The sequence below is a fragment of the Pareuzebyella sediminis genome, from assembly GCF_008367235.1.
GTDB classification, from domain to species: Bacteria; Bacteroidota; Bacteroidia; order Flavobacteriales; family Flavobacteriaceae; genus Pareuzebyella; species Pareuzebyella sediminis.
The window spans coordinates 270,962-288,002 of the sequence record NZ_VTZS01000002.1 but is presented as its reverse complement, the minus strand read 5'-3'; the positions used below and the strand labels follow the sequence as shown (position 1 = coordinate 288,002).

19 protein-coding genes are annotated in these 17,041 nt (G+C 40.7%); 7 read left to right on the top strand and 12 right to left on the bottom strand.

Features of this window, described 5'->3' with window-relative positions; all coding sequences use genetic code 11:
- Positions 1-21: 21 nt before the first annotated feature.
- Complete coding sequence (locus tag F2B13_RS07950) at positions 22-750, top strand: hypothetical protein (protein WP_149274547.1); 729 nt, start codon at positions 22-24, stop codon at positions 748-750.
- Between the two features lie 13 nt (positions 751-763).
- On the opposite strand, the gene F2B13_RS07945 is transcribed toward F2B13_RS07950, so the two are convergent.
- From F2B13_RS07945 to F2B13_RS07925, 5 genes are all read right to left on the bottom strand, one after another.
- Positions 764-1,393, bottom strand: a complete 630-nt coding sequence (locus F2B13_RS07945) for a thioredoxin family protein (protein ID WP_149303956.1) — start codon at positions 1,391-1,393, stop codon at positions 764-766.
- A gap of 64 nt (positions 1,394-1,457) precedes the next feature.
- Positions 1,458-2,855: a TolC family protein gene (locus F2B13_RS07940; protein ID WP_149303955.1), complete on the bottom strand. Its 1,398-nt coding sequence runs from the start codon at positions 2,853-2,855 to the stop codon at positions 1,458-1,460.
- Positions 2,856-2,857: 2 nt separating this feature from the next.
- Entirely contained in the window at positions 2,858-4,210 is a 1,353-nt protein-coding gene (locus F2B13_RS07935; RefSeq protein ID WP_149274544.1) for an HlyD family secretion protein, read from the bottom strand.
- Positions 4,203-5,885, bottom strand: coding sequence for a peptidase domain-containing ABC transporter (locus F2B13_RS07930; protein WP_149274543.1), 1,683 nt, complete (start codon positions 5,883-5,885; stop codon positions 4,203-4,205). The genes F2B13_RS07935 and F2B13_RS07930 overlap by 8 nt, the downstream gene beginning before the upstream one ends.
- Positions 5,878-6,567: a TetR/AcrR family transcriptional regulator gene (locus F2B13_RS07925; protein ID WP_149274542.1), complete on the bottom strand. Its 690-nt coding sequence runs from the start codon at positions 6,565-6,567 to the stop codon at positions 5,878-5,880. The genes F2B13_RS07930 and F2B13_RS07925 overlap by 8 nt, the downstream gene beginning before the upstream one ends.
- A 158-nt stretch (positions 6,568-6,725) precedes the next feature.
- Here F2B13_RS07925 and F2B13_RS07920 point away from each other — a divergent pair, with 158 nt between their 5' ends.
- The 3 genes from F2B13_RS07920 to F2B13_RS07910 all read left to right on the top strand — a co-directional run bounded on the left by F2B13_RS07920 (position 6,726) and on the right by F2B13_RS07910 (position 8,513).
- Positions 6,726-7,112, top strand: a complete 387-nt coding sequence (locus F2B13_RS07920) for a hypothetical protein (protein WP_149274541.1) — start codon at positions 6,726-6,728, stop codon at positions 7,110-7,112.
- Between the two features lie 215 nt (positions 7,113-7,327).
- The gene (locus F2B13_RS07915) at positions 7,328-7,891 is read left to right on the top strand and encodes a DNA-3-methyladenine glycosylase I (protein ID WP_149274540.1); all 564 of its coding nucleotides are present in this window, start codon (positions 7,328-7,330) and stop codon (positions 7,889-7,891) included.
- Between the two features lie 37 nt (positions 7,892-7,928).
- Complete coding sequence (locus tag F2B13_RS07910) at positions 7,929-8,513, top strand: hypothetical protein (RefSeq protein WP_149303954.1); 585 nt, start codon at positions 7,929-7,931, stop codon at positions 8,511-8,513.
- 312 nt (positions 8,514-8,825) lie between these two features.
- Here the strand turns inward: F2B13_RS07910 and aat are convergent, their stop codons facing one another.
- The 4 genes from aat to F2B13_RS07890 form a co-directional block, all read right to left on the bottom strand.
- Entirely contained in the window at positions 8,826-9,497 is a 672-nt protein-coding gene (gene aat, locus F2B13_RS07905) for a leucyl/phenylalanyl-tRNA--protein transferase (RefSeq protein WP_149303953.1), read from the bottom strand.
- A gap of 129 nt (positions 9,498-9,626) precedes the next feature.
- A complete protein-coding gene (locus F2B13_RS07900; RefSeq protein ID WP_149303952.1) occupies positions 9,627-11,003 on the bottom strand; it encodes a short-chain fatty acid transporter in 1,377 nt (458 codons plus the stop codon).
- 124 nt (positions 11,004-11,127) lie between these two features.
- The gene (locus F2B13_RS07895) at positions 11,128-11,505 is read right to left on the bottom strand and encodes a DUF3127 domain-containing protein (RefSeq protein ID WP_149303951.1); all 378 of its coding nucleotides are present in this window, start codon (positions 11,503-11,505) and stop codon (positions 11,128-11,130) included.
- A 158-nt stretch (positions 11,506-11,663) separates the two neighbouring features.
- The gene (locus F2B13_RS07890; protein WP_149303950.1) at positions 11,664-12,488 is read right to left on the bottom strand and encodes a hypothetical protein; all 825 of its coding nucleotides are present in this window, start codon (positions 12,486-12,488) and stop codon (positions 11,664-11,666) included.
- A 292-nt stretch (positions 12,489-12,780) separates the two neighbouring features.
- On the opposite strand from F2B13_RS07890, the gene F2B13_RS07885 reads away from it, so the two are divergent.
- Entirely contained in the window at positions 12,781-13,935 is a 1,155-nt protein-coding gene (locus F2B13_RS07885) for a sensor histidine kinase (RefSeq protein WP_149303949.1), read from the top strand.
- A gap of 69 nt (positions 13,936-14,004) precedes the next feature.
- A complete protein-coding gene (locus F2B13_RS07880; RefSeq protein WP_149303948.1) occupies positions 14,005-14,361 on the top strand; it encodes a hypothetical protein in 357 nt (118 codons plus the stop codon).
- Here F2B13_RS07880 and F2B13_RS07875 read toward each other — a convergent pair.
- On the bottom strand, positions 14,348-14,740 hold the full coding sequence (locus tag F2B13_RS07875; RefSeq protein WP_149303947.1) for an HIT family protein: 393 nt from the start codon (positions 14,738-14,740) through the stop codon (positions 14,348-14,350). The genes F2B13_RS07880 and F2B13_RS07875 overlap by 14 nt on opposite strands.
- A gap of 72 nt (positions 14,741-14,812) precedes the next feature.
- Complete coding sequence (gene greA / locus F2B13_RS07870; RefSeq protein WP_149274531.1) at positions 14,813-15,289, bottom strand: transcription elongation factor GreA; 477 nt, start codon at positions 15,287-15,289, stop codon at positions 14,813-14,815.
- 134 nt (positions 15,290-15,423) lie between these two features.
- On the opposite strand from greA, the gene F2B13_RS07865 reads away from it, so the two are divergent.
- Positions 15,424-15,861, top strand: a complete 438-nt coding sequence (locus F2B13_RS07865) for a Rieske (2Fe-2S) protein (protein WP_198439722.1) — start codon at positions 15,424-15,426, stop codon at positions 15,859-15,861.
- 170 nt (positions 15,862-16,031) lie between these two features.
- Here F2B13_RS07865 and F2B13_RS07860 read toward each other — a convergent pair whose 3' ends face one another.
- Positions 16,032-17,018 (bottom strand): Gfo/Idh/MocA family protein, encoded by a 987-nt coding sequence (locus F2B13_RS07860; protein WP_149303946.1) that lies wholly within the window; start codon positions 17,016-17,018, stop codon positions 16,032-16,034.
- Between the last annotated feature and the right edge of the window lie 23 nt (positions 17,019-17,041).

Below are 17,041 nucleotides of genomic sequence, written 5' to 3'. Positions count from 1 at the left end.
AATTAGGGTTATAGCACTAAGATGAACCTGAACAGACAACAACTATCATTATTAATTACCGTCTTCTCGATGGCTATCGTGATATTGAGCCTATACAATATTCACTTGGGTGGTGCTGACAATGATGACGAATATGTGGTCGAAATGGTCCTCGAGGAAGATATCGAAGAACTTTTGGAAGAGAAGGAAGAGCTTGAAGAACAACTGGCAGCATCCGATCCCATAAAAAGCCATATGGCTTATAACGAAACGGCCAAACCAAGTTATGGTAACCCAGAGCCTTTGAAGACCTTGGAAGAAATCATGGCCGAGCATGAATCTTCAGCGCTAAGCGATACACCTGATGGTCTATCCGATTCGGAATATGCAGAACGTGTAAAAGAATTAAAAAGAAAACGCGAAGAAGCCAAACAAAAATTGGGTGAAAAAGAGGCCCAAAAACAAGAGTTCACAAATAATCTTGCAAAAAGGCGTACTTCGGTATCTTTTTCCTTAGTCGACCGTAACAGTTACCGGCTTCCCCCACCTATCTATACCTGTATCGAAGGAGGTAAGGTAGTCGTCAATATCGAGGTGAATTCTGCCGGAAGCGTAATCGATGCTGATTTTAATGCTAAAAGTTCGGATACTTCCAACGGTTGTTTGGTAGACAATGCCATCGCTTATGCCCTAAAAGCCAAATTCAGCTCTTCTTCGAAAGCGACTCAAAAGGGTACGATAACCTATATTTTTCAAGGCAAGGCACGGTAAATATGCAATTGTTTTAGTCGGTGATCAACTCGATGAGTTCTTTCACAATACGTTGTCCTTTGTCTTTATTGTACCAAACTTGTAAGGATTCGCGAAATGCCGCAGTCAGTTTTCCGTTTTCGTTTTTATAATCTTGCACCATCTTGGTAGCGGGTGCAGGCCTAGGACCCCACTCGCCCAGCACTTGGAGGTTTTTAGAATCTATCATTATCAATTTAGGAATCGACCTCGTACCCTGGGTCAAAAATGCATCCATTAGTTCAGGATGTTCATCCCTCTGTACAATCTTCAATGTTAGGCCCGGGGCCAATTCGGCTAATTTGTTCATAATTGGCAAACTCGGAGAGGCGTCGCCACACCAACTTTCCGTAATGACCAACCACGTTATCTCCCTATCGTAGTGAAGCAACTGTTGCTGAACCGACTCTGGAACCTTAAATGTTTTGTCCCATCGGGCCATTCGCTTTTCATTAAGCATGGTATAATTGGCCAATGCCTCATTCTTTTCAAGACCTGTATTTGAATTTAAATTTACGAGTTTCCCTACAAGCTTTCGGAATTCGACATAGGATATGCCATCTTCAATGGCCCTTTCAACTAGACTTTTCTTTCTAGTCAGGTGCTTTATTTTAATCGGGGTCATTTGTTTTAATTTTCCATGAAAGAAATTCGTCGTAAAACAAGTTTAAAACTAACATTGATTATAACTAAGGTAAGTCGGGGTTAATGGCCAAACTTTTGAACAGTTTTGCCTTCGCCGTAAAGTATTTATTTTGTAGTTCGGTCTGCTTTAATTGGGCCTCAATCAGTTTACTCTCCCTTGTGTTGATAAGAAAAAGTGAACTTTCACCGAAACTGAATTTACGTTCTTCGGCATTTAAAAGCGTGGTATAATTATCAACCACCTCTCCGACCAGTTCACTTTGTTCGAAGTAGGCATCAAGCTCACGATAAACCGCCAGTATTTTGTTTTTTATTTCGACTTGAGCGTTGTCACGCTCAAATTCCGCATCTTGTAGCTTAAATTTAGCGAGTTTCAAATCGCCCCTTTCTTTCCTAAGGAATAATGGAAAACTGAAGCTCACCATGCCTTTATAATAGTCGGGATTCAGCGAATTAATCAATTCGGGGGTTTCGGTCAACAGGTTGTATTCTACATCTAATTTCGGAAGCAGTTTGTTCGCTTTTAAGCGTTTCTCGATGACCAAGCCTTCTACTTTATAATTCATCGAGCGCAGCTTAGGATGGTTTTCAATGGAAAACTCGCTGAGCGGCTTTCCTAATATTTCCAAGGCAACATCCACTTCTTCACCTAAATTCATATTGGGCAGCACATCTTGCCGTAATTCCACGGGAAAGTTCTCTATCCAAAGAAAATTTGACAATTCAAGCGTTTTTTTCTGCAGCTCCAACTCGGCTTCCTGTAACCCCAGCATTCGATTCTGTACGGCAATTTGGGCCTCCAGGGTGTCAATAGCGGCAATATCACCTAGTGAGGCGCGTTGTTTGACCCCCAAAAACCTTATATAGGCATTCTCCCTGAATTCCCTAAAAACAAGGCTTTGGTTATAGGCTTTTAGCCAATCGAAATAAGCAATAGAAGCCTCATAAAGTACTTGGTTGACCAATAAGTCTTGATCTACCTTTGATTGTTCCCTGAAAAGTTTCGCCCTTTTTAGGGTAGCCATGCGCTCATTGGCCCAAAAACCCTGTCCGAGTGACATCGCTATCCCTGCACTATAGAGACCATTGTCTGGGAGGGTCTCATCAGTATTTAAATATTGCCCTTGATTCTGCTGATAGTTCCCTTTGATAGCAATGCCAAAATATGTCGGTATTTTGAACGTAGTGTTGAGCCGGTCGTAATACTCCGTTCCCTTAAATTTTTTGTTTTGATAATCTACTTCTAGCTTTGGGTCGAAGGCACCTCTTGCTTTCAGAAGGTTGGCCTGCCCTATAGGAATGGCCAATTGGGCCTGTTTTGCAATCGGGTGATACTTTTTAACATACCCCAAGAATTCCTTGAAGTCCAACACCAAGGAATCTTGCTGGGCGTGTACCGTTATACTGAACAACAGTATGAAAATGAAATGATATTTTCGCATACTCATTTCGTTTCGGCCTTGGCCGTTGCATTTTGAGGTTGATAGTAATTAGGCGGGAATCCATTGAGCTGACGCCACAACTCGAACCAAATCGGCACGTCATTTAATAAGGCAAGTGTAGATGCCCCTGAACCTACCCTAAGAGCCTCGGGCCAACTATAATCGTTTTCATCGGGAGCGACCAAAACCCGGTATTTTCCATTAGGGCTTATAAAGGTATCAATAGCAACTACTTTACCCCCGTAGGTCCCGTAGGAAACATTCGGCCAACCGCTAAAGACAATCGCCGGCCAACCATCGAACTGAATACGAATGCGGTCTCCAATATGCAACAAGGGCATATCTATGGGCGAAACAAAGGTCTCCACAGCCATTTCGTAATCAGCAGGCATAATACCTACCAAAGCTTCTCCCTCCTTAAAGGTTTCCCCTAAACCGGTCTTAATAGCTTTGTTGATGTAGCCACTTTGTGGGGCCCTCACGTAGTAGAAGTCATTTCTTATGGAGTAGTTGGTATACTCGTTTTCCAGCTTGGTCACTTGCGCTTCGGAATCAAATTGATTTGATTGCGCCGTAAACCTATCGCTGCGGGCCTTCGAAATCTTATCTATGTATTCAGCCTTCACACGATTGATTTCTACGGCTGCATTGACCACTTCGTTCTTGCTCGCCAAAAGTTTGTTTTCTTGAGAAATGAGTTTAGCTTGGGTCTCCTGCAATTTGAGGCGTTTGGCTTCAACATCGGTGATGGCCTTCAGCCCTTCTGTTTGGAGTTGCAAGGTTCGCTCATATTGTTTTTGGGCAATCCCCAAATTGGTTTTTGCTGCCTCAAAATCAATACTATCACTCTTTACTTTCAACTTGGATTGCAACAATTTATTACTCGCTTGCTCAAGTTTTAAAGACCTTTCATTATCTAGAGCATTGATTTGGCTTTCTAGTGCCGTAATCTTTTCTTTATAAGAGGCTACCGACATCTCTTTGGCCTTCAACTGTTTTCCGGTACGTGAAACCAAGTCAGGATCAAAGTATTCATTCTTTATTTCTGAGATATGGAGAATAGTATCTCCTTTTTCCACATAATCGCCTTCACGCACATACCATTCCGATATTCTTCCCGGAATGGGCGACTGAACCGTTTGTGGTCTCTGCCCAGGTGTCAGTGTCGTCAGATATCCTACGCCTGACACGGTTTGTGTCCAGGGCAGGAACAAAATCAAAAAACACGATATGGCAAAGGCCAAAAGAAAACGGTTGAATTGCTTAAAATGCTTCTTGCCAAAAACTATTTTGGAGGAATTGAAATGGCTCAAATCGACTTTTTGGCTTAATTTATTTGGAGATATGTTAAGCATCGCCGTTCATTTTTTCGTTGATTATCCTGCCTTTTTCCATTGCAATTATTCTTTTGCAATACGACATCCACTTTAGGTTTTCACTGACAATGACTAGTGCCCAGCCATTCGAACTATCGGACAAAAACCGCATAATTTCATCCATTTCATCTTGATGCAATTGATCCAAGGGGTCTTTTAAGACCAATAGTTTCGGCTTTCTCACAATACTTCTGGCCAGCACTATCTTTTTGGCCACCGTAAAGGGTATATTTTTTCCTTCCGGATATAACATGGTCTTCAATCCTTTAGGTTGTCGTTTGACAAAGTCAATGAGTTTTGTCTTTTCGAGGGCCCAGTATACCTGTTCGACACCAATGGTTGTATCCCCAAGGGTAATATTATTCAGAATACTGCCCTCAAAGGGCGATTCTTCGCTCAACGATTGCCCTAGAAAAGATCGGTAATAATTAAGGTTCAGATTTTTCAAAGGAACTTTATTTATGAATATATTTCCCGTTGTAGGTTCTAAAATCCCCGTAATAAGTTTCAATAAGGTCGATTTTCCCGCACCTATGGGGCCGTGTATCAAAATGCTCGAACCTGGTGAAATGGTCAATGAAACATTATCGATAATTTTGCTCTCTTCACGCACCATCTCATATGAAACTTCGGCTATTTCTACCGTGAAAATTTCATCTTTCTTAAAAGGCTTCTCTCCTTCTTGGGATTCAAGCTCTTTGTCGACCACTTGTCCCAATTTTTCCAAAGAGGTCAATAAGTCGTAGAAGGTCTCCAGGCCCAAAATCATTTTTTCGACCGATGTAATAACCAATAAAATGATAATTTCAGCCGCCACAAACTGGCCTATATTCATTTGTTGGTTTAAAACCAAAAGCCCTCCGATTAGTAATAACCCAGCGGTAACCAGTACCTTGAAACCGATCATTTGTATGAACTGCAACACCAGTACCCTGAAATGTCCTTCGCGCGCCTTTAGATAATCAACTACCAATATATCGTTCTTATCAACCGCGTGTGAGGTTTTCCCAGATAGTTTGAAGCTAACAATGCATCTCGCCACTTCCTGTAACCAGTGCGCCACCCTATACTTATATTTTGATTCCTCTAGACTGGTATCCAATCCTCTTTGTGCCGTAAACTTGAAAACTATATAGATGAGCAACAACAGTAAAAGACCATAAATGATAAAAAATGGATGATAGAACGACAACAGTAAAAGCCCAAATATTATTTGTAGAAAAGCTGCCGGAAAATCTATCAAAATTTTTGATAGCGATTTTTGAACAGTCAATGTGTCAAAAAATCGATTGGCAAGTTCGGGTGGATAATAGTTTCGCAGCTCTCCCATTTTGATTTTCGGAAACCGATATGAAAACTCAAAGGAAGAACGTGTAAATATTTTCTGTTGCATGTTCTCAATAATTCTGATTTGCATCAGTTGAAGAGCTCCAACGAAAGCCACTCCTAAGGTTACCAAAACCACAAGAACAATCCATGAAGTGGATACCTGAGCGCCTTGTATAAGATTTATAATGGCCTGTATGCCCAATGGCAGTGATAAGTTGACCAACCCTGCAAATACGGCATAGTAAAAAATTTGAAAAACATCTTTTCGGTCTAGTTTTAGCAAGCCCAACAAGCGTTGCCAAGAACTCATTATTTTTTCAGTCATGTGTTGTATTCCGGTTAAGTGTATTCAATACTAGGTCAGTCAAAAATTGTGTCGGAGTCGTTTTATCGTTGCAGTCGGTCAAAGAAGGAAAATGCTCTTTTAAAAAGTGCTGATGCATCGACCCTTCTAAAATCGTACTGGCCAAGCTAAAAGGATAAGCGTACGCGGGTTCGAAATCTTGAATCATTTTACCCAGTCGGCTCACCAATCTTTTATAGATTGCAAAGTACCCATTCTTGTTCTCCATATCGACCTCTTGGGTCAAATAAGATTTGGAAAATTCATTGATTACGATTTTATTCAACAGTACTTCATTGATATGTGAAAAATTGGAATCCTCAGCTGTTGCCCTGGTTACCATTTCAATGGCTTTGGTCAGTTTCTGTTTTATATCCTCCATACTGTGGGTGGCAAAAACCAGGCGATACTCTAACCAACCCCAATACCATGAAGTCAAATACAGTAATAATTTGTGCTTACTTTCAAAATAACGGTAGACCGAGCTTTCTGTGGAACTAATTTGGATAGCTAGTTTTTTGAAGGTGAATCGCTCAAAGCCCATCTTGTCAATCATTAATATACTTTCTTGAATGATACGCTTCCCTAAATCCGACGATTCTGGATCTTTCAAATAAATATTGTCATTTATATTAATTGTAATCGATTGTAATAGAGAGTCCATTATTTCACATATTAATAATATTACTCTCAAATCTAATAGTAATACTATTAATATGTGATAGTTTAACTAATATTTAACAGACGTCATACAATCATTTTTAAGCAATTTGATATATTCGCAAAAAAGACAGATTATATTATCTAATAAACATTTTTACCATGAAAAAATTGACAATAATAACAACTCTACTTTTATTCACGGGACTATCAAATGCCCAAAATTCTGAAGATTTGGTCGCAAAAGGTGACCGTATCGTGTTGGGTTCACCAGAAGGGCAGCACTATCAACATGTCGACTTTCCAAGAAGGAATATAATTATGAAGCGCGGAGCTACGGCAAATTTCAAGGCCTTGTTTAACGAGAGCTTGATAGTCGAGGCAGTAGCTACAAAAAAAGACGGGACGACCAAGGTAACCTTAAAGCGAGAGGACGGTATTAACTTTTTTAGGTTCTATCCTACAGTAGAGGCCAATCTCGAAAAGGCCTTGGTCAAAGGTGAACTCATAATGCCGGAAAAAAAGAGGCTCGATTCGTTGGCCAAATGATTTAAAACTTGATTTAGTTGATTTTCTTGGCACAGTTTCCTTTTGGGAGCTGTGCCTTATCGATTTATGATTCACCTATAATTTATGGCAGCTCCAGTATACCATTGGGCAAAACCGGTGAAACCCATTCCGATAGGAATTTATAAAATAGTGGTTAAAAAAATACCAGATATCCTAACTTTACTAAATCGCCTATCTTTATTGAAAAATAACCCATGAAAAAATATCGTTGTGGTTGGTGCGAAGGCGATGAACTCTATGAAGCATATCACGATTTCGAATGGGGAGTTCCAGTAAAAGATGACGACACGCTGTTCGAATTTTTGGTACTAGAAACTTTTCAGGCCGGACTCAGCTGGATTACCATTCTTCGAAAAAGAGAAAATTTCAGAAAAGCCTTTGACGGATTCGACTACCAAAAAATAGCAGACTATAGCCAAGAAAAGCTAGAAGAGCTATTACAGAACGAAGGTATTATCAGAAACAAGCTAAAAGTCAAAGCTACTGTGACCAATGCCCAAGCCTTCATGAAGGTACAAGACGAGTTCGGAAGTTTCAGCAGGTATATTTGGGGGTTTGTAAACCATAAGCCGATTAAAAATAGCCATAAGAATTACCGAAATGCACCGGCCAATACCCCTCTTTCTGATCTTATTAGTAAAGATTTGAAGAAAAGGGGATTCAAGTTTGTCGGTTCTACAGTAGTATATGCCCATATGCAGGCCACAGGAATGGTGAACGATCATGAAATCAATTGCTTTAGATACAATGAAGTGTAGCAATCTACGTTGAAATAACAAGCTACCCATCCGATCTATGAGACCACCATTAATTTCCACTATAATCCTGTCTTTATTTGCCGTCCTTTTTGGTCACGCTCAAAACCATTACGAACGGGAATACCGTATCAAAAAATCACAGTTTCCTGAAAAGGCCTTGACCCATCTCGATGATAGGCTTGAAAATGCGCGTCGAATACGATATTATAGGGAGATTGATGGTACCAACTCAAGGTATGAAATACATTTTAAGAAAGATCGATTAAAATATAGTGTCGCATTCGATAATAAGAATAATTTAGAAGGTGTTGAAATTGAAATAAGGTCAGTCGACATCCCTAATGATTCCTTCTCCAAAATAATTGAATACCTATCCTTGAGTTTTAGAAAATACCGTATACGCAAAATTCAACAATACTATTCCGCAGACAAAAATGATATAGAGACGACCTTAAAAAATGCTTTTCAAAATCTTCTTCTTCCGAGTCTCCTCTATAAGCTAATAATATCGGGCAAGAAAGCCAAAAATTATGGCCAGTACGACATTCTCTTTGACGCGCAAGGTGGCTTCGTGAAAATCAGAAAATCTTTACCCCCAAATTACGATCATGTTCTCTATTAGGACCAGTATTCTTATTGTGCTGTATTTCAATATTTCTTCGTAGGAACAACGTACACTTTACCTATACTTTTCTCCGACCTTTACTGAGACTCTGATATGGTGCATCAGTATTCGCTTTGCGTCAAAGTCTGGCGACGCAGCTCCCTCTATAAAAGTTCAAACTTTCAGAGAAAACCCTTCATATCCCACATTTTTTAAAGCTTCAAATCAGTCTCGCCCAAACTTTCTCTTTGTGGAAACAAGATCGTTTCAGAAAGGTTTTAGAAATGACATGAAAAATAAACTGAGAATTATGGAAGAAGACGACTTACTTCACTCTTTTTGAGCCTTTAATATATCCATAAATTCACCCCGCGGTATTTCTTCAGCCCCTAAACTTGCTAAATGAGGGGTATGCAATTGACAATCAATGATAGCATATTGTCTTCTTTCAAGTTCTTGAGCCAACTTGATGAAAGCAAATTTTGAAGCATTGCTAACGGTACTGAACATACTCTCGCCGCAGAAAACATGCCCCAAATCAAACCCGTACAAACCACCGACCAAGGTCTCGCCTTCCCAAACCTCATAAGATTTGGCCCACCCAAGTTGATGCAATTTCAAATAGGCGTTTTTCATGCCCTCGGTAATCCAAGTTCCTTCTTGCCCGGTTCTTTTAATTATAGAACAGGCACGTATCACCTGTTCAAAACAAACATTTTTAGTCAGTGCGAAGCGTTCATTTCTAATTACTTTGAGCATACTTTTTGAAATCTTCACTTTCTTTGGATATAGCACCATTCTCATAGGAGGACTCCACCAGAGAATCAAGGAGTCGTTATTGAACCAGGGGAAAATTCCATTTTGATAGGCCAGTAAAAGCCTTTCGGCGGAAAGGTCACCACCTACGGCCAAAAGACCTTCGGGATTTGCTCTTGTAACCGGAGGAAATTCTAGGGATTCACCTATTAAAAAAACGGTTTGGTTTGAAGAATGGTTTGACATTCCGATCAAATTTAAATTCAAAATACCAAATCTTAGGAAACTATTCCAACTCATCTTGGGTGAAGCCCTTCCCTTCAAGAACATCATAAACCTATTGTTCCTGAAAGGACCGATCAATGAGTACATCCACTAAGACAAGACGAGGCCACTAATATAGATCAGTGACCCGGCGATCATAAAGATAAGGGAATAAGGTAAAATCTCTTTCGCCTTCAGTTTTGTAATACCCAAAAGTGGTAATGCCCAAAAAGGCTGTAACATATTGGTAACCTGATCTCCATAAGCCAACGCTATTACCGCCTTACCGAGAGGAACATTCAACTGCAAGGCCGAATTCAAGATCAAAGGCCCCTGTACTGCCCATTGACCGCCTCCACTAGGAATAAAGATATTTATAATACCTGCACTGAAAAATGTATAGATTGGTAAGGTTGTCTGGGTCGAAATCGAGACGAAAAAGCTGGAAATGGTATCGATCATGCCACTATTCACCATAATCCCCATAATACCGAAATACAAGGGAAACTGAATCAAAATACCTGCTGTATCCCCTATCGCCTCTTGAAGGGCACTTAAGAACCTCCGAATATTACCATGCATAATAAGTGCGAGGGCAAACATAAAGAGATTAAGCATATTCGGGGTTATTGTCAAGGTTTTGAAAAGCGTTGAATATTGTGTTACAAACGCACCCAATATCAAAACACCGAAACCCAAGGCAAACCACAGAGAACGATCTAGCCGCTCCGCCCCCTTGAGCGGACCTTTCGATGGTGCTACAAATGTATAGGTTGACAATCGTGTATACGTTGATTTGGTACGCTTCCCCAACTGAAAGGCCAAAAAGGAAAGCACTCCGATTACAAGTATAAAGACTATTAGATTAGAACTACTGAAAACGGTTTCGGCCGTGGAAATGGTATTGGGCAAAGATTCGAGGGCATCCTGTTTGATCACATCTCGCATCAAGCTTTTAACGTGGCCCGACTCGGAGACTTTTAACGGGGCCGAACCACTTATGCCCCCATGCCATACCATAAGCCCTAAATATCCGCACGCACCTATAAGGGGATAATTTATCGGTATATTCTGCTCTTGGGCATATTCCCCTACCTTTCGAGCTAACAAGGCTCCAAAAATGAGGCCAAGGCCCCAGTTAAAAAAAGCTACCAACATGGTTGAAAACGCTACCAATAAAGCCGCTCCTGCCCCATTTTTAACACTTTGAACCAATTTCAAAATAAGCAATTCGATCGGTTTGCTCAACACCAATATATGGCCGAGCACCAATATCAACATCATTTGATACGCAAAAACCAACAGGTCATTGTTCCAAATACCGCTTTCCCAGTAGGTCAATATGGTTACAAAATGGTTATTGTCGGTTGTATTTGCGGTGAACACCAAAGCCAAAACCATAGTAAGAAGCGTTAATAATATGGCAATGGCAAAAGGCGATGGCAGATACTTTCTAAAAACGTTCTCTATTTTATCTGCTAACATCATTATTTGAAAAGTAGTAAAAAAACAAAAAACCTATCGGATTCGAAAACCCAATAGGTCGGTATTTTTACAAAGTGCCCTTTCGCTTTATTAATCCTGACTAAAAAGCTACGGGTAAAAGGGTACCTTAAAAAGGAAGGTCATCATGGTCTTCCTCATTCAAATTATCTGCGGGTTCAAACGCTTCTACGGGTGGTACAGGCGGCATACCGTCCGTACTTGATTCAGGCTGTAAGTCTTCTATTCGCCACCCTTGTATCGAATTAAAGTATTTGACCTCACCTTGTGGATTTGTCCATTCACGTCCGCGGAGATTGATACTGATCTTCACGTTCTGCCCTACCTGGTAATTGTTCAACAAGTCCGTCTTATCTTGTACGAACTCGATAGCCAAGTGCTGGGGGTATTGCTCTTCGGTAGTAACCACTACTTCTCTCTTTCTAAATCCATTATTCCCAAAGGTCTGGGTCTCTCCAATCATTTTAATCTTTCCCTGTACTTCCATGTCTTAAAATATTCGCTGTTCTTTATATTATCAAGTTCATAAAAATAGGGCTAATCACATAATCAACCTAAAAAAACCAAAAAAGTTATCAAGGATATTGGGAGGTTATGAACCGCCGATGATTTTCGTTTCTTCCATAAAAACGGTCTCTAAATAGGTTAAGACCCTGAAAAATTCTGCTTCAGTGGTGTCCCTTTTAAATAGGTTCCAAGTTTTTTCCCATTTTTCTTCAAGGGATAACCCTGCTCCCAAACATACTTGTCAGTTGGCAGCCCTTCCAGTAACAGATCGATGTCTTTTAATGCATAAATTCTGGGCATAGAAGCCTGCCCATCCCACGCATAACATATCGGGATAACCGGTAGTAGATATGTAAAAAATATCTGGCGCCATGTCAAGGGTTTTACAAAAGGAGTCATGAAGAACACCATAATGATCAATATTGTTAAACTAAGGGGCAACAATAACCACCATAGAAATAAGGGCATTTTATTTTCAACCATTTCGTAAATCAAGATTGACTGGCCCCTTTCAGTGGCCGAAGCCAATATTTCACGAGCCTCCTTTGGGCGCATATGATGAAAACTATTAATCATGGTCAAAAGTCCGTCTGGTGCGTTTTTCAAGTCCTTGGCATTGACAGGTGATTCGCTATAAGATATTTTATCCCCTTCACTTCGATCGAATTTTTTAATGGCCTGCGGATTTGGATAAAGATCAGTCAACAGCAATTCCACATTTTCCAATTCTTTTTTTTCATGGATTATTTTTAGCACCTCGGGCATGGGCCCACCCGAGCCCGAGCCAAGGTCAACGATTCTAGATACCTGTTGTTCCTGAAGCACTTCTCCGATACAATCGGCCAATACTTCACTTATGCCCATCATTCGGTGCAGTACCGCAATGAGATTGGTCATGCCGTTGCGCAAACCGCTAGGAAACCAACTGAAATCTTCAAACTCGAATAATTGTATCCGTTTCATTTAATTAGATTTAACTCGTAATACCTTCCCAACAGAAAGCACCTTATTCTGTTCAAGTATTCCTTCGCCTTGTTCTGCTAAAAGTCAAATTATACTGGCGATTTCTTTAGGCGACAGGGTTGCGCGAGATCGTTTTCCCAAGCGTATTTAAAGATAGTGAATTCATGATTCTTAATAGATGTTTGCCACTTATAGCACGTACCAATTTCGTGCCTTTTGCGTTATCTTTGATAAGAGACCGTCATCAGGTTGTCGTAAGGCAGCTTAAAAGGCTATAAAGTATATATACTGGATGGATTTCAATCCGAAAAGAAAAACTTCAAATCTCATATTGCTGATAGCTTCGTTCGTTATCGTGAGCCTAATTTTGTGGAATACCAATAGTTTTTTCAGGAAATTCAAGGAAGAAGAGCGATTAAAGATGGAGATTTGGGCGACGGCCCAATCCGAATTTCAGCAATCATCGGAAGATACCGATCTGGGCAATCTACACCTTAAGGTTTTTCAGAACAATACCTCGACCCCTATGATCTTGGTCAATAAAGACGGTTCGGTGAGAACCAACAACATGTCAAGTGCCAAGGTCGAGGACTCGCTCTATATTCAACGCAAAATAAAAAAGTTTCAAAACGAGAACACCCCCATTTCAATCGACCAACAGGGAGAGCATCTCGCCACACTTTATTACGGCAATTCAGAGGTCTTGAACAAACTGAAATACTATCCGATAGCCTTATTATTGATTATTTTTCTTTTCGGGGCGGTTCTTTTTTTCTTCTTTAAAACCAACAAAGCCTCGGAACAAAACAAGCTATGGGCAGGTATGGCCAAAGAAACCGCCCATCAGATAGGCACCCCCCTTTCTTCATTGTTGGGATGGAACGAACTTTTAAAGACCGAAAGCATTAATCCGGAAATTACCCGCGAAATCGAAAAGGATATTTCACGTTTGGAAACCATTACGGAAAGGTTCTCAAAAATTGGTTCCTCACCCGTTCTGGAGCGGCATGACATTGTTTCTGAAACCAAGGAAGCCTTTGAATACCTCAAGGTAAGAAGTTCAAAACTTATTCACTTTGATTTCGAATCAAAGGCAACAAGCACGATGGTCTTATTAAATCATTCGTTATATCACTGGACCATAGAAAACTTGGTTAAAAATGGAATAGATGCGATGAAAGGAAAGGGCAATATCGGTATCTCTATATTATCTGATGGTAAATATGTGCATATTCAGGTCTCCGATTCGGGCCACGGTATACCAAAAAGCGATTTCCAAACGATTTTCAGTCCAGGTTTCACCTCAAAAAAAAGAGGATGGGGTTTGGGCCTTTCACTCGTAAAACGTATTGTTGAAGAATACCACAACGGTAAAATAAAAGTGCTCTCATCGAACAAAAACGGTACGATAATGCAGGTATCTTTGAAGGTCTTAGATCAAGTTTAAAGTTGAATATTACCTATTTTACATTACATTTCTTACATTACCGATGCAACGATACTATATTCGACAAAAATGGCAAAAGAAAAACTGGAGGTCTTGAAGGAGACCGAACTAACTAACAATTGCCCTGAATGTTTTAACCAAGGTTTGAAGCTTTCCTTTTATCAAAAACACCGATACGGCAAACTGTTTCATAAAACCACCAACGAAATTACGCACAAAATGGTATGCAACAGATGTGGTACGACTATCTATCCTGTAAGCTGGACCGATGATATCGAACGAAGTTTCAAATACTACCAAAAGATGGCTACCCCTAAAAGGGGCTCCTTAAAATTCACTTCATTGTTCTGGATACTGGTATTGGTACTTGTTGCCGTAGTAGCCGTGGGAGTTTACATCGCACTACAAAGTACTACGCAATTTTAGCCCTAATCGCCTTTGCGGTCGACTCAAATTCGGCTTCTGTGAACGCGGCCTTATGTTGAAAAGTGGCCTCCTTCATACTGTTCAAAGGAATGAGGTGTACATGTACGTGGGGTACCTCTAAACCTATAACGGTCAAGCCGACCCTTTTACAATCTAAAGTCGATTCTAATGCCAAAGCGATTTTTCGGGAAAAGGCCATCAGGCCCATATAGGTCGCCTCGTCCAAATCCGTAATCTTATCGACCTCTTTCTTTGGAACGCATAAAGTATGCCCCTTTGCGTTCGGATTGATATCCAAGAAAGCAAAGAACCTGTCGTCTTCCGCTATTTTGTAGCAGGGAAGGTCACCATTTATTATTTTCGTAAAGATACTTGCCATAGCTACCAAAATCAGGTTATACTTTTACAGTGTAAGGTCCAACAACATGTTAAGCCATTAAGGGATACCGCACTAGTTTCTTGTTATTTCAAGAATATCGAATTTCAAGGTTCCATTGGGCACGGTGATTTCGGCCGTGTCACCTACTTTTTTTCCAAGAAGTCCTTTACCTATCGGCGAGCTCACCGAAATTTTACCCGCTTTCAAATTTGCTTCACTTTCGGCGACCAAAGTATACTTTACTTCCATACCATTATTCTGGTTCTTCAGCTTCACTGTCGATAAAACCAAGACTTTTGAAGTATCTAATTGAGATTCGTCAATAAGCCGTGCGTTGGCAAGGGTCTCTTCCATTTTTGATATTTTCATCTCCAATAGGCCTTGGGCTTCTTTAGCGGCATCGTACTCCGCGTTTTCAGACAAATCGCCCTTATCTCTGGCCTCAGCTATGGCTTGGGAAGCTTTAGGTCGCTCCACATCTTTTAAATGATTTAGTTCGTCCCTTAACTTTTTTAATCCTTCAGCCGTGTAATATGATACTTTACTCATAACTTCCATGTTTAATAAATAGGAAAATCCTCTACAAAGACCAAAATAAATACGGCTTTTTAGAGAGGATTTAACGCAAATATACATATTTTTTGTTCAATTTTGTCGGGCATCATCTAAATGCGAAGGGTTCTATGCTCCGTGTTCTAAGTTTCTGCTTGTTCCTTGTTTTTATCTCCTGCGATAACAGTCGTGGGGATCGAAACCCGTTTCTACAGGAAATCGGATTTCGATTTGATATCAACCTCAATTTACCGCTTTACAGTCCCTTGACCAATCTCGGGAACGCCGTTTATATAGACAATCCCAGTGTTGGCATTCGTGGCGCTTTCGTTATAAAATCAAATTTTGATCAGTATCGGGCCTTTGAAGCCAGTTGTCCTAACCATATCCCCAACGATTGTTCTACAATGACTCTCAACGGGCAAACGGTAACTTGTTCTTGTGAGGATTATGAATACAGTCTTTTTACGGGTCAATTACTGAACCGTCCAGACGATGGTAATCGGTATTATGATTTGCTCGAATATCGAGCTTCCCAAAATGGAACTATTGTTGTAGTTACCAATTAAAAAAGGGCGGGGCAGTTTTCAAACATGAATTTAAAAGGTCGAACTGTACTTGGTGGAGGGTATAAACGGGTATTTGAGGCACCTGAATTGCTTCGATCATATGGTTATCATCCGTTCAATGAAAGGATGGCCCTGCCCGAAAAAAGACCAAAAAAAAGCTCCAAATTGCATTAAATAGCCCCTAGAATTCTATCCATCACCCAACTGGTATGTAATGCCGTTTTACCCGTTGATGGGTGCTCTTCGTTATCCAAGAGGTGTTTTTTAAGGCTTTCGACATGGAATTCTTGCACATGCTTTGGATGAGCTATAAACAGGTTCTGCTCTCCACTACCATTCTTCAAGGTAACTTCAAGGTCTTCAAAAATCGAAAATTCAATCTTGCCTTCACTCCCGAATATTTCGACTTTATCTTCCTGATGGTGGCACCCAAAATTCCAAGTGCCCGTGCCTGTGATGCCTCCGCTATGGAGCCAACTTGCCGTAAAGGCATCTTTTGCGGAATACAGGCCCTGTTGGTTCAAGGAAATACCGTCGACTTTCTCGAAATTACCCAGTAAGTAGGCAAAGAGATCGAGTCCATGACTGGCCAAATCATCGAAATATCCACCTGGGGCCACTTTTGCATCGGTTCTCCAGTTATAATTGCCACTTGAATCAATATCATTTGGCGGCTTGCCCAAAAACCAACGAATATGTCGAATTTTTCCGATCTCACCCTTTTCAAGCCATTCCCGTATCTTCCAAAATCGCGGAAGGGAACGACGATAGTACGCTACGAAAAGAGGTATATCGGCTTTATCAAAAGCTTCAAAAATCGCCTTAGCTTCGGCATAACTCGGAGCCATCGGTTTTTCTACACAGCATGGTTTTTTAGCCGCCGCTACCTTTAGGGCATAACTCATATGGCTGTCCGGTGGCGTCGCAATATAGACCGCATCAATATCTGGATCTTCAATCAACGCATCGGCATCGGTATAATACTTGGGCACCCCGTGGCGTCGTGCATAGTCTTGCGCCTTATCTTTATTACGCCGCATGACGGCCGTAAGTTCAAAACCCTCGGTTTTTTGATAGGGCGGCCCACTCTTAACTTCGGTAACGTCGCCACAGCCAATAATGCCCCAGCGCATCGGTTTTTGGTTATTTTTCTCCATATGAATGAATTTCAATACTTATC

Coding starts and splice junctions, on each gene's coding strand:
- F2B13_RS07950 (WP_149274547.1), top strand. CDS start 22: ATGAACCTGAACAGACAACAACTATCATTATTAATTACCGTCTTCTCG.
- F2B13_RS07945 (WP_149303956.1), bottom strand. CDS start 1,393: ATGACCCCGATTAAAATAAAGCACCTGACTAGAAAGAAAAGTCTAGTT.
- F2B13_RS07940 (WP_149303955.1), bottom strand. CDS start 2,855: ATGCGAAAATATCATTTCATTTTCATACTGTTGTTCAGTATAACGGTA.
- F2B13_RS07935 (WP_149274544.1), bottom strand. CDS start 4,210: ATGCTTAACATATCTCCAAATAAATTAAGCCAAAAAGTCGATTTGAGC.
- F2B13_RS07930 (WP_149274543.1), bottom strand. CDS start 5,885: ATGACTGAAAAAATAATGAGTTCTTGGCAACGCTTGTTGGGCTTGCTA.
- F2B13_RS07925 (WP_149274542.1), bottom strand. CDS start 6,567: ATGGACTCTCTATTACAATCGATTACAATTAATATAAATGACAATATT.
- F2B13_RS07920 (WP_149274541.1), top strand. CDS start 6,726: ATGAAAAAATTGACAATAATAACAACTCTACTTTTATTCACGGGACTA.
- F2B13_RS07915 (WP_149274540.1), top strand. CDS start 7,328: ATGAAAAAATATCGTTGTGGTTGGTGCGAAGGCGATGAACTCTATGAA.
- F2B13_RS07910 (WP_149303954.1), top strand. CDS start 7,929: ATGAGACCACCATTAATTTCCACTATAATCCTGTCTTTATTTGCCGTC.
- aat (WP_149303953.1), bottom strand. CDS start 9,497: ATGTCAAACCATTCTTCAAACCAAACCGTTTTTTTAATAGGTGAATCC.
- F2B13_RS07900 (WP_149303952.1), bottom strand. CDS start 11,003: ATGATGTTAGCAGATAAAATAGAGAACGTTTTTAGAAAGTATCTGCCA.
- F2B13_RS07895 (WP_149303951.1), bottom strand. CDS start 11,505: ATGGAAGTACAGGGAAAGATTAAAATGATTGGAGAGACCCAGACCTTT.
- F2B13_RS07890 (WP_149303950.1), bottom strand. CDS start 12,488: ATGAAACGGATACAATTATTCGAGTTTGAAGATTTCAGTTGGTTTCCT.
- F2B13_RS07885 (WP_149303949.1), top strand. CDS start 12,781: ATGGATTTCAATCCGAAAAGAAAAACTTCAAATCTCATATTGCTGATA.
- F2B13_RS07880 (WP_149303948.1), top strand. CDS start 14,005: ATGGCAAAAGAAAAACTGGAGGTCTTGAAGGAGACCGAACTAACTAAC.
- F2B13_RS07875 (WP_149303947.1), bottom strand. CDS start 14,740: ATGGCAAGTATCTTTACGAAAATAATAAATGGTGACCTTCCCTGCTAC.
- greA (WP_149274531.1), bottom strand. CDS start 15,289: ATGAGTAAAGTATCATATTACACGGCTGAAGGATTAAAAAAGTTAAGG.
- F2B13_RS07865 (WP_198439722.1), top strand. CDS start 15,424: ATGCTCCGTGTTCTAAGTTTCTGCTTGTTCCTTGTTTTTATCTCCTGC.
- F2B13_RS07860 (WP_149303946.1), bottom strand. CDS start 17,018: ATGGAGAAAAATAACCAAAAACCGATGCGCTGGGGCATTATTGGCTGT.